The organism is Alkalihalobacillus sp. BA299 (assembly GCF_017745675.1).
Classification (GTDB): Bacteria; Bacillota; Bacilli; order Bacillales; family Bacillaceae_F; genus Alkalihalobacterium.
Genome location: NZ_JAFLJM010000020.1, coordinates 1 through 12,392, shown reverse-complemented (window position 1 = coordinate 12,392; position 12,392 = coordinate 1). Strand labels below are relative to the sequence as shown.

Sequence of the window (12,392 nt, the reverse complement as noted above, 5' to 3'; positions counted from 1 at the left end):
GGAGAGAATCATCATGTTTAAGAAAGTACTGATTGCAAATAGGGGTGAAATTGCAGTTCGTGTCATAAGAGCTTGCAAAGAGATGGGAATTAAGACAGTGTCTGTTTACTCTGAAGCCGATAAAGAGGCGCTACATGTCAAATTAGCCGATGAGACTTGTTGTATCGGGAAATCTGCTTCTAAAGATAGTTATTTGAATATTTATAATATTTTGAGTGCGGCAACTGCTATGGGTGTGGATGCCATTCATCCTGGCTACGGCTTCTTATCTGAAAATGCTAATTTTGCAGAAATATGTGAGAGCTGCAACGTCACTTTTATCGGTCCTAGTCCAGTAGCTATTCAAAGAATGGGTGATAAATCCGTTGCTAGAGAAACAATGACACAAGCCGGTGTACCGATTGTACCAGGTACTGATGGGTTAATCGCTGATTTGGAAGAAGCCGTAATTATTGCGAACGAAATAGGGTTTCCAGTTATTGTGAAAGCAACTGCTGGAGGAGGCGGAAAGGGAATGCGACTAGCATATGATCAAGATGAATTAAAAAAGTCGATCCGTCAAGCACAGCAGGAAGCGAAAACAGCGTTTGGAAATCCAGGAGTCTATCTTGAAAAATATATAGAGGAACCACGTCATATCGAAATTCAAATTATGGCTGATCGATATGGAAATGTGATTCATTTAGGAGAACGTGATTGTTCCATTCAACGCCGTCATCAAAAATTAGTGGAAGAAGCACCATCTCCAGCACTAAATGAGGAATTACGAAAGAAAATGGGAGATGCAGCCGTTCAGGCCGCCAAAGAAGTCCAATACCATGGAGCAGGAACAGTAGAATTTTTATTGGATAAACATGGATCATTTTATTTTATGGAAATGAACACACGCATTCAAGTGGAGCATCCTGTTACGGAACTTATTACTGGAATTGACTTAATAAAGGAACAAATTTCCGTTGCTTTTGGAAATAGACTCTCCCTAAGTCAAGAAGATGTTCAAATTAATGGGTGGGCAATTGAATGTCGAATTAACGCTGAAGACCCTCTAAAAAACTTTCTGCCAAGTCCCGGTAAAATAGAGATGTATCTGCCTCCAGGCGGCTTTGGAGTAAGAATAGACAGTGCTGCTTATCCTGGATATGTTATAACCCCTTTTTATGATTCGATGGTTGCAAAGGTTATTACTTGGGGAAAAGATCGAGAGGAAGCAATTGATAGAATGAAACGAGCTCTTGATGAACTTACCATCCTAGGTGTGAAAACGACTGTTCCGTTTCATTTAAAACTTTTGGAAAATAGTTCATTTATTAATGGCGATTTTAATACAAAGTTTTTAGAGTCACATAATCTTCAATTGGAAACTATAAATGTCTAATATTAAGGAGTGTTTTAAAATGAATGTTACTGAAAATAAAAGTCTTGAACAAGAACGTAAATCCCGTAAAGAAAAATTAGCAGGTTCGTTTCGTTTATTCTCCTTGTTTGGTTTTGATGAAGGGAATGCTGGACATATTACAGTCAAAGATCCGATAAAAGAGGATTGTTTTTGGGTGAACCCTTATAATATGCATTTTAGTCAAATAAAGGTGTCTGATCTTGTGTTGGTCAATCATGAAGGTGAAGTGGTAGAAGGCGATAGAGAAGTGAATAAAGCAGGTTTCACCATTCATTCTCGAATTCACAAAGCACGGCCAGATGCTGTAGCAGCAGCCCATGCTCACTCCGTTTATGGTAAAGCTTGGTCAACCCTTGGAAGGTATCTTGATCCCATTAATCAGGAAGCTTGTGCATTTTACGAAGATCACGGTTTGTACAATAACTATACTGGTGTTGTACACCAGCTTGATGAAGGAGAGAGGATAGCAAAATCGCTAGGAAACCACAAAGCTTGTATTCTTCAAAATCATGGGTTACTCACTGTAGGGGGCTCAATCGAGGAAGCTATATGGTGGTTTGTTAACATGGAGAGATCTTGTCAAGTTCAGCTGATAGCAGAGGCAGCTGGAAAACCAGTATTCATTTCTGAGGAGGATGCTAAGCATACTGCTGCTCAAGTTGGATCACCAGAAGAAGCAAAACGGTGCTTTGCTCCTTTATGGGAAAGAATTGTCAATGCACAACCTGACTTTTTAAATTAAAAATTAAGAAAATAGATCTTTGCTCGAGTTATTATTGTTCTTTGATATTTAGTAAGTGCCGCTATGGCAAGGGAGATAATTCCTGTACATCGATTCACCATACAATACTTTAGCTTAGTCTTCGTATCTTTGGTACGTATGGAGGCGAATGAAATAGAGAAGATTTTACGCGAGTTGTTTTCCTGTCACGTAAAATCTTCATTTTTTTAAATAGCAATTTTCATCTAAATTTTATAGGTATATTGTATATATTTTGTTGCTTGCTGCAAACGGTGATCAACAGTATCTTTTGTTTGCAGACTGTATTCACAGGGGATGAGTTTAAAATAAATTAATAGACTCCCTACGGTGGGGCAAAGGACATGGTTGTTAACCGGAGAAAAGTGAGTTTAGGGAGGAAGAACCGTTAAGTAGAGGGCATGTTAGCGTAATTAGACAGAATACCGAAATAGGTTGGAGGTTCTTTGGATGTGGATCATTACTGTCTACTCAAATTTAAACAACATTACAATGTTCGAATTTGATTCAGAAAAAGAAGCAAGGGAAGCTTTCGGGGGAATTCAAGGTTGTAAGATACTTTCTGAGGTTGTTCACCTTTAATGATGACTGTTTATTTAAAAGACTAATAATGTAGGAGGAATTTAATCATGAATATTTTTGTAATCATGAAAAGAACATTTGATACAGAAGAAAAAATTATAGTCAATAATGGTTCAATTGAAGAAGATGGTGCTGAATTTATCATGAATCCCTATGATGAATATGCGATTGAGGAAGCAATTCAGATAAAAGAAAAACATGATGGTGAAGTGACAGTTATTACGGTTGGGGGGGAGGATGCTGAAAAAGAACTTCGTACAGCACTTGCCATGGGTGTAGACAGAGCAGTTTTAATCAATACCGAAGATGATCTTGAAGATGGTGATGAATTTACTACGGCAATCATTTTAGCTAACTATTTTGAGAAAAATGATTACGATATTATTTTGGGCGGAAACGTAGCGATTGACGGTGGGTCTGGCCAAGTTGGCCCGCGTTTAGCTGAACTTTTAAATATTCCATATGTTACAACTATTACAAAGATTGATATTGATGGTAATAATGTCATGATTGAACGGGATGTCGAGGGCGATGTTGAAGTTGTCGAAACATCATTGCCATTATTAGTAACGGCTCAACAAGGATTAAATGAGCCGCGTTATCCATCATTACCAGGGATCATGAAAGCGAAGAAAAAACCTTTAGAAGAATTAGAAATGGATGATCTTGATCTAGATGAAGACGACGTAAAAGCAAAAACAAAGACCATTGAAATTTTCTTGCCCCCTAAAAAAGAGGCTGGAAAAGTGTTAGAGGGTGAACTGGAAGATCAAGTTAAACAATTAATTTCAATGCTTCAATCGGAAGCAAAAGTAATATAAAAGGGGGATTAACATGTCTAGAAAAGTATTAGTTTTAGGTGAAGTTCGTGACGGAGTTTTGCGTAATATTTCATTAGAGGCAATTGCTGCAGGGAAAACAGTTGCAGAAGGTGGAGAAGTAGTAGGGGTTTTACTAGGTGAAAATGTGAGTGACCGTGCAAATGAATTGATTCAATACGGTGCAGACCGTGTAGTAATAGTAGAAAATGAAAAATTAAAATCATACACTTCAGATGCATTCTCACAAGCATTTTTAGAAGTTGCAGAAGTGGAAAAACCAGAAGGCGTTATCATGGGACATACAGCTCTTGGGAAAGACCTTTCACCTAAATTGGCAAGCAAGTTAAAATCAGGGCTTGTTTCAGACGCAGTAAATGTAGAAGAATTAGGAGGCAATATTGTATTTACTCGTCCAATCTATTCAGGTAAAGCCTTCGAGAAAAAAATCATAACAGATGGTATCATTTTTGCTACGATTCGATCGAACAACATTCCAGCACTTACTAAAGATGAATCTCGCACGGGAGTTGTAACTTCAGTTGATGTGGACATTAAAGATTTGCGTACAGTAATTAAAGAGATTGTGCGAAAAACGAAAGAAGGTATAGATTTATCGGAAGCAAAAGTAGTGGTTGCAGGTGGCCGTGGTGTGAAAAGTGAAGAAGGCTTTAAGACATTAAAAGAACTAGCTGACCTATTAGGTGGTGCAGTTGGTGCTTCACGTGGTGCATGTGATGCTGACTATTGTGATTATTCTCTACAAATCGGACAGACAGGTAAAGTCGTAACACCTGACCTTTATGTTGCTTGCGGTATATCAGGTGCCATTCAGCACTTGGCTGGGATGAGCAACTCTAAAATCATCGTTGCTATTAACAAAGATCCAGAAGCTACTATATTTAACGTCGCTGATTATGGAATTGTAGGAGATTTATTTGAAGTAGTACCATTGCTGATTGAAGAGTTTTCGGCTGTAAAACAATAGAGGGTATGTTATGTCATGAATGCTTTTTTAATTATCAACACAATAGCCTTTCTATTTATAACTGGTTACGGTGTTTACCTATTTGTCCATTTAATTAAAACCCGCTATGAATATATTTAACTAGAAAAAAGTAGAATTTGATGGGGAAATTAAAGAGCGTTGGAAACAAATTGAAATTAATGTATTTGGACAAAAGAAATTACTAAAAAATAAAAAAAGCGGAATGATCCATGTCATGATGTTTTATGGATTTATTCTCGTTCAATTTGGAGCAATAGATTTTATCTGGAAAGGGCTGGTCCAGGTTCACTGTACAACTTGGACCTCTTTATTCTGGTTTTACATTTTTTCAAGAGGTCATTAAATTAATGATACTTGTAGCCGTATTTTGGGCTTTTCATCGTCGATACATCTAGAAGTTGGTACGTTTAAAGCGTGGCTGGAAAGCAGGACTTGTCTTAATATTTATCGGAACTTTAATGCTTTCCGTACTCTTAGGTAACGCGATGTCTTTAATTTGGCTCGATCACGGAATGTCAATGTCAGAGCCTATTGCATCACTTATTGCTAAAGCGTTTGGAGGGATCAGTAAAACGACTGCGATCGATTTGGAATGTTCTAATGGGATGGGGAGCTGTCATAATTAGATTGGCTGGCCGTGCCTACTTTCCTGATATCAGCATGTTACCTAATGAAGATCGTGAGCAAGTTTTCCTGACATTAGGTGCCGAAATTTTAAACCCATTCTTCTTTGGCTTCTTACTAATTGCTGTTCTGGAACCGATTATGTCTAGTGCCGATAGTCAATTACTTGTAGGTTCAAGTGCATTTATAAGAGATATTTACTCAAAAAATGATCGGCAAAGATAAAGAGATTCTGCAAAAGAAACTAGTCTTTTTAAGTTGGTTGACTACCGTAGTGTTTATGGGCCATTCACTAATATTGGCATTCACAGCCAAAGAATTTGTATTCTGGATGGTGTTATTTGCATTCGGTGGGTTAGGAGCTTGTTTTGGTCCATGGGGGATGATTACAGGATTAATTACCGTTATTTTCGTTAAACAACAACCCCAATAGACCTATGCTTTCTTACTAGATGTAAAAGAACTATTAAACACTTACTTCTTTGGTATTACTTATGAAGCCGTTCCAGGTTTTATTGTCGTAATCCTAGTAGTAATTTGCTTGTTTACTAAAAAAACAGAAAACGCAGAAGAAATTATTGATAGCTTGAATGAAAGTAGAGAAATCTTGAATAAAAGTCGTTGATGCTTTTCAAAATGTAATAGAAACCGCAAACGTCACAAAGTAGATACTCGCATAGCGGCATAAATGGTTGGTGTCCGTAAACCACTGAGGCATCTAAATTCCGTGGATGGATTTAAGGAGGGGTTCATTATGAATAGATATCGTACTGTATCTAGTGTATCAACTGGAACAGTTGAAAAAGTGATGGTGAATGAAGGCGAATTTGTTTATGAATGGGAACCATTATTTCTTATTAAAACAGTGAATGGATTGACCAAGAAAGTAGAATTGGGTGTTAGTGGAGTTATTAAAATGATAAAGGTGAAATCAGGAGATGAAGTTATTTCTGATATGACGTTAGCTGTTTTAGAAGAAGATACAAAACCCACTGGTTGTGACTGATTTATCTCGTTTAACTAGCGCTAAGACTCCCGCTTCAAAGTTAGATGAGCTCGAGGAAGTTTAATAACGACTTTATCTAATTTATATAGCAACTCGATTTCCAATCAGGAATTGCTTGAAAAGGAATGTGATGTGCTTGTTCCAGCGGCGATAGGTGGTCAAATAAATAAGCGAAATGCCGATCGTCTCCAGTGCAAAATTGTGGTAGAAGCAGCCAATGGACCGACAACAAGGGATGCTGTTAAAATCCTTAAAGAAAGAGATATTATGGTTGTTCCTGACATTTTAGCAAATTCAGGAGGAGTGGTTGTCTCTTATTTTGAATGGTGTCAAAATAATCAAGGTTACTATTGGACGGAAGAATTAGTAGATGAGCGATTAAAAGATGTAATGATGTCCGCTTTCTCTAATATACTCAGAACGTCTGAATGTTACGGTGTCGATATGAAAATTGCAGCTTATATCGAAGGGATTCGAAGGATCGTTGAAGCTTCAACGCTTCGTGGTTGGATTAAACCGTAAAACATTGAAAAAGAAATCTATAGATTTATGCAGAGCTATATGGTTACTGGTTAATGCACCATTGTCATATGAAAACGTAGATTCTAAGAAGTTTCCATATAGGCACTTCCAGAGTAGATTGGTAATAGCATTTGGAAATCCGGGGGTATAACTTGAGAAATATATAGAAGAGCCACGTCATATTGAAATTCAAATCATGGCTGATAAGATGGGAACGTAATTCCTAGGGTATGTTATAACTCCTTTTTATTATTGTTAGAGTCATAAAATTAAAATAATCTACGTGCTATCTATTTTAAACAATAGTACAACCAGAATTACCTGACATTATTTTCAGAAAAATCAATTTATTAAAAGATTACTCGTTTTAATCAAATAAAGGAGTATTACAGGGATAGTTAAACACTTTTTGTTACCTAATCAAATAAAAAGGAGATGTTTTATCAAATGGTAATCCTTGTTGAGATTATACTATATCTTTTGGCGATGCTTGGAATAGGATGGTACTTCAGTAGAAAGGAGATAAATCATTCGGAGTTTTTACTTGGAACAGATAGAATACCGGCGTGGGTAATTGCATTTTCCGAAAGAGCAACAGGTTCATCAGCATGGCTTATGTTAGGTTATACAGGGTTTGTTTTTTCATCGGGGTTATCAGCAGTTTGGATGGCAGTGGGGTCAATTCTAGGGGCTCTAGTTGCTTGGATATTCCTTGCAAAAAAATTTATGAAAGATTCGAACGAAAAACAAGTACTTACATTACCAATGTTTATTGTCGAACGGTTTGATAATAATAAAAGACTTATCTTGTATAGTTCGAGTCTATTGATTGTTATCTTCTTTATATTTTATCTGGGAGCACAAGTTGCTGGGGCAGGAAAAACCTTATTTACCACATTTGAAATTAGCCCTATAGTAGCTATGGTTTTATGTACACTTATTGTTATTATCCTTTCGTTTTGGGGAGGTTTCTCTTCTGTTGTATGGACAGATATGATTCAGGGGATAATGATGCTTTTAACTTTAACGGTAGTCCCACTTGTAGCCTTATATCATATAATTAATCAAGATCTTTCAATTAGTGCTACTCTTTCTAGTGCTGGAGGGGGTATGGACTCTTGGACAGGTGGATTGACAGGGTTTGCTTTAGGTATTCTATTTTTTAATAATTTTTCTTATTTCTTTGGTTATTTAGGTGGACAACCTCAACTAAGTTCCAGGTTTATGGCTTTAAAAGGTAAGAAGGAAGTTAAAATAGGTATAATATCAGTGGTTATTTGGTCTATTTTCTCGTATGGAGGTGCTTTCTTAATTGGCTTGACCGCACGGACACTTTATAACAATACTAATTTTGCCGATGTAGAGACTATTTTACCTTTTATGATTAATGACTTGCTTTCACCTTGGATTGCCGGGCTTTTACTTGCAGGTGTAATTGCGGCAATTATAACTACAGCAAATTCTCAGTTGATGGTAATAGTAAGTTCTATTACTGAAGACATTTTGAACCAAGGAACAAAAATTAAATTAAGAGATACACAATTAGTTAAGATCGGAAGGACTCTGGTTGTAACGGTAGGAATATTAGGACTTGTGCTTGCAATGGTGTCCCAATCTCTAGTGTTACTTGTTATTAGCTGGGCATGGGCTGGGGTAGGATGTACCTTATCAGCCGTAATTATTCTAATGTTTTTTTGGAAGCGATTTTCAAGTATCGGTGCCGTAGCCACAATAATTACCGGTTTAATTAGTACTATAATATGGATAAGTACACCTTTAGAAGGAATCCTTACTTCTCGTTTTACGACCTTTTTTATTGCAGCCTTTTTTGGAATAGTTTTCTCGTTATTGTTTCCGGATAAAAAAATGACAGTAAATCAAGATAGGAACTCAGAGGTAATTGGTTAAAAAAAGCACAATTATATAAAGGTATGGAAAGCAACCACTTGCATTCGGTACCTTTATATATTCTGAAATAATCTTTCATTTAGGAATATATTTCATAGGTTTTACTTAATCACATATCGTTAAAGATATTACACACTCTCACCATAGGGGCGGCATGATGTAATCTTGCCCCTGAAACCCCTGGTATGACCGGGTTTTGAAGTGGTTTGCTAACGAAATGCTAACATAAATTTTAAAAAATTGAGGCTTCTCATTAGTTAAATAAACTTTTGGGAAGCCTTTTTTTTATCAATTTAGACGTTAAGACATCTATCGTAATGTTTATTTTCATTAGATTTATACTGTTAAATAAGTGCTTCCTTGGCTACACTAGAGTTAAAGATTTTATCGAAAACAAGTGAAAAACGCTTTGAAGTTGGAATGGATTCCTTTGATAGAATGTTTCCTAACCAAGATCTATTACCTAAAGGAGGCTTTGGTAATTTAATAGCTCTTCCATTACAGAAACAAGCAAAAATGAAAGGGAATAGTGTGTTTGTAAGTGATTCATTTCAGGAATATGAAAATCAATGGCAATATCTATCATCTATAAAAAAGATACCTGAAAAAAAGATTTTACAAATAGTAACAAACTTCTCCGAGGCAGAAAGCTCTAATAAGGTAAAAGAAAAAGTTGAGAATAGTTACTTGCCAAAAGAAGTTACTATTGAATTAAATCAGGGTATTCAAATTCCAAAGAGTTTATTACCTAGTAAGATACTAAATGAATTACGCAAACTTGGGACATTGGGAAATCCAGAATTTTTCAAAGCGCAAGCAAAGCGATTTTCCACTCATCGAATTCCTAGAATGATTGATTGTACAGAGATAAATAACAATATGCTTATACTACCAAGGGGTCTAATAGAAAATGTAAAAGAAATTTTTCTCAAATATAAAATATCTCTTAAAATACTAAACAATCAATTCGTAGGCCATTCAATTGATGCTAAATTTTATGGTCAACTCACTATCCAACAAGAGGCTCTTGTTAAAAGAGAAACATTAATGAAAACGAATGAAACGGATATACAAGCTATATATTCTTTGTTATCTACTAATAAAGAACGAAACGAGATGATTTTTAATGATGTTCTACAAGCTCTAGATGAAAAACGATCTCCTATAGTGTTAACGGAACGTTTAGACCATATAAATGAGCTATATGAGCTTTTCAAGGGATTTGCTAAAAATATTATTATTCTATCAGGAGCTATGAAGAAGAAAGAACGGCAACAAGCGCTAGAAAAGTTAATTAAATTACCTGATAGTGAGGAGAGATTGTTAATTGCAACAGGAAAATATGTTGGAGAAGGATTTGATGATTCTAGATTAGATCCACTCTTTCTAACAATGCCAATCTCTTGGAAAGGAACATTACAACAGTATGTAGGACGGCTTCACCGGGATCATAATGATAAAAATGAAGTAAAAGTGTTTGATTATGTAAATTCAAACGTTGATGTTTTACAGAAAATGTTTGAAAAGAGATTAAAGGGATATAAAAATATTGGTTATAGTCTATATGGTGAAAACAAAGAGAAAAGTCAACAAATTTATTTATTCTAGTAATTTGAAATAAATAAAGCGATATAAACAATTTAACAAAAGATTCTAATGTTTGTCCTTGGTAACACTCTATAAAGTAAGTGTGAACATTTGCAGAAAAGCTTTTTTTCAGAAGATTTCAGATATTAATAAAACTGAGGAAATAGATTGGTGTAAATCAGAAAAAATATATACCTTTTATCAAATATTTGGTTAAAATTGGTTTAGAAGGTATATTCAGAGCAACGATGGTATTCTCAATTTAAGTATATGGTTGAGTGAAAGAGGTGAAGCCAATGTTCGAACAAATCAATCAAAAAAAAGCTCTTCTAGATGCCAATCGACCATTACCCAAATATACAGTCAAAAGTTTACGTGAAAAGTTATTACTCGAATGGACATATAATACAAATGCAATTGAAGGAAACACGTTAACGATCAACGAAACGAAGGTAGTTCTAGAAGGAATTACTGTTGGTGGCAAAACGCTCCGTGAACACTTGGAGGTTTTAAATCATCGGGATGCGATTCACTTTGTAGAGGAGATTGTACAAAAGGGTGAACCGTTGTCGGAGTGGCAAATTAAGAATCTACATCGACTAGTACTAAAAGGAATTGATGATGAATATGCAGGTGTATATCGGGACCAGCAAGTTTTTATTTCTGGTGCTAAACATATACCTCCAGCTCCCTTACTTATAAAAGAAGAGATGGAACAGTTGATGGCATGGTATGAACAAGCAGAAACGAAAAAATTGCATCCGGTTGCTCGTGGAGCTATGCTACATGCTATTTTTGTTGGAATTCACCCATTTATTGATGGAAACGGCCGGACATCACGCTTGTTGTTAAATTTGGAACTCATGAAAGACGGTTTTCCACCCATTGTTATTAAAGTAGAAAATCGCCTAGCTTATTACGAAGCATTAGATAAAGCACATACACAGAAAGAATATGATGACTTTATTAAGTTAGTCACAATCGAAGTAGAAGATTCATTAAACCTTTATTTAAGTGCAATAAATAAAAATGCTTAGTTAATTTACGTAAAATGCAGCATGATGTAATAAGAAAAGCCGAAGGGACTGCCTAGAAACGCAGGAATCTGGAGCATCCGAAATTGGCGCTCTTTGCCACGTAGGAGAATGGGAAGAGTCTGGAGTTTCTAGGAGTGGAGGCTAGATATCTGCCCCTCGAACCCTTGATATATAAGGATTTGATGGTAAGGTGAGAGTGGTTTGCTAACATTGAGGTAATTAACGGAGGCTTCTCATGAGTTCAGCGAACTTTTGCGAGGCTTCTTTTTTCATTTCTTCCGTGACATAGAGGTACACATTTTTAGTAATTTAATCGTCTGTATGACCAAGGCGGTCCATAATTTGTTCGAGTGTGACAACAGCCTCAGCAAAAAGAAAAGCTTAATCCATATCTTCGAGGCTGGGTAAACTATTTTAGTTATGGAAATGTCAAAATAAAATTTGATAATTGGGATAGCTGGATAAGAAAAAGGCTAAGAATGGTACAACTAAGAAGTGGGTGGCACGTAAAAAACCTCCATCGCCTTTTAAGAAGAAAGGGATGGAGGGAAGAAAATCTACGTGGTATACGCATGTTTGCTTGGACAAGTTCCAAAAGCCCAATGGAACATGCGGCTTTAGATAACAACTTTTTCTAGGAACTTGGACTAGTAAGTCTTGTAACTGTTTACAATGAACGTTATCTCTAAAAGGGGTACTGCTGACAAAACGCGGATATTATACGTGTTTTGTCGGCAGTACCCCAATTTGAAATAGGTAACAGAACCTTCTAATAGGATGTAGAGTAAAGAAGTTTCTACCTTCTCAATCCGCATACCTCCTTCCACAAATAAAAGCCCCGACCCTCCTTATTTTATCCTTGGGAAAAACCAGTGCAGTTTGTTTCCTTTAGCAAGGAAACGTTTACCTAGAAGTTAACGTAATTTCTATATTTCTTCCATTATTATTTACAATTATTTCAAAAAGAAGAGTAAAATACTATTAAATCAGCTAAATATATCAGAAAATAATAAATGTATTGACAAAAAAGCGCTATCATTATACTATTGTGTTACGTAAACGTTTACTATAAACTTATTAATCAATTAGGAGGAATTTAATATGAAAAACAAAGTAAAATGGAGCGGTGTATTTCCAGCAGTT

At 35.9% G+C, this 12,392-nt stretch carries 11 protein-coding genes and 4 pseudogenes; all 15 read left to right on the top strand.

Features of this window, described 5'->3' with window-relative positions; translation table 11 throughout:
• The first annotated feature begins 13 nt into the window (after positions 1-13).
• The gene (accC, locus tag J0N78_RS20810) at positions 14-1,375 is read left to right on the top strand and encodes an acetyl-CoA carboxylase biotin carboxylase subunit (RefSeq protein WP_209125054.1); all 1,362 of its coding nucleotides are present in this window, start codon (positions 14-16) and stop codon (positions 1,373-1,375) included.
• Between the two features lie 19 nt (positions 1,376-1,394).
• Entirely contained in the window at positions 1,395-2,138 is a 744-nt protein-coding gene (locus J0N78_RS20805; RefSeq protein ID WP_209125053.1) for a class II aldolase/adducin family protein, read from the top strand.
• A gap of 468 nt (positions 2,139-2,606) precedes the next feature.
• Positions 2,607-2,738, top strand: coding sequence for a hypothetical protein (locus J0N78_RS26255; protein WP_280637264.1), 132 nt, complete (start codon positions 2,607-2,609; stop codon positions 2,736-2,738).
• Between the two features lie 47 nt (positions 2,739-2,785).
• Positions 2,786-3,559, top strand: coding sequence for an electron transfer flavoprotein subunit beta/FixA family protein (locus J0N78_RS20800; RefSeq protein ID WP_209125052.1), 774 nt, complete (start codon positions 2,786-2,788; stop codon positions 3,557-3,559).
• A gap of 13 nt (positions 3,560-3,572) precedes the next feature.
• A complete protein-coding gene (locus J0N78_RS20795; RefSeq protein WP_209125051.1) occupies positions 3,573-4,544 on the top strand; it encodes an electron transfer flavoprotein subunit alpha/FixB family protein in 972 nt (323 codons plus the stop codon).
• A 15-nt stretch (positions 4,545-4,559) separates the two neighbouring features.
• A pseudogene (locus J0N78_RS20790) lies at positions 4,560-5,155 on the top strand (hypothetical protein); the annotation flags it as partial.
• Positions 5,156-5,165: 10 nt separating this feature from the next.
• Positions 5,166-5,414: a sodium:solute symporter family transporter gene (locus tag J0N78_RS20785; RefSeq protein WP_209125050.1), complete on the top strand. Its 249-nt coding sequence runs from the start codon at positions 5,166-5,168 to the stop codon at positions 5,412-5,414.
• Positions 5,415-5,469: 55 nt separating this feature from the next.
• The gene (locus J0N78_RS20780) at positions 5,470-5,622 is read left to right on the top strand and encodes a hypothetical protein (protein WP_209125049.1); all 153 of its coding nucleotides are present in this window, start codon (positions 5,470-5,472) and stop codon (positions 5,620-5,622) included.
• A gap of 321 nt (positions 5,623-5,943) precedes the next feature.
• On the top strand, positions 5,944-6,195 hold the full coding sequence (locus J0N78_RS20775) for a biotin/lipoyl attachment domain-containing protein (protein ID WP_209125048.1): 252 nt from the start codon (positions 5,944-5,946) through the stop codon (positions 6,193-6,195).
• A 72-nt stretch (positions 6,196-6,267) separates the two neighbouring features.
• Positions 6,268-6,717 (top strand): annotated as a pseudogene (locus J0N78_RS20770) (Glu/Leu/Phe/Val family dehydrogenase); the annotation flags it as partial.
• Positions 6,718-6,841: 124 nt separating this feature from the next.
• A pseudogene (locus tag J0N78_RS26575) lies at positions 6,842-6,931 on the top strand (ATP-binding protein); the annotation flags it as partial.
• 233 nt (positions 6,932-7,164) lie between these two features.
• Complete coding sequence (locus tag J0N78_RS20765; protein WP_209125047.1) at positions 7,165-8,625, top strand: sodium/proline symporter; 1,461 nt, start codon at positions 7,165-7,167, stop codon at positions 8,623-8,625.
• 360 nt (positions 8,626-8,985) lie between these two features.
• Complete coding sequence (locus J0N78_RS25965) at positions 8,986-10,233, top strand: TOTE conflict system archaeo-eukaryotic primase domain-containing protein (protein WP_247747463.1); 1,248 nt, start codon at positions 8,986-8,988, stop codon at positions 10,231-10,233.
• A gap of 275 nt (positions 10,234-10,508) precedes the next feature.
• A complete protein-coding gene (locus J0N78_RS20755) occupies positions 10,509-11,249 on the top strand; it encodes a Fic family protein (RefSeq protein WP_209125046.1) in 741 nt (246 codons plus the stop codon).
• 425 nt (positions 11,250-11,674) lie between these two features.
• Positions 11,675-11,887 (top strand): annotated as a pseudogene (locus J0N78_RS26570) (group II intron reverse transcriptase/maturase); the annotation flags it as partial.
• Positions 11,888-12,392 lie beyond the last annotated feature (505 nt).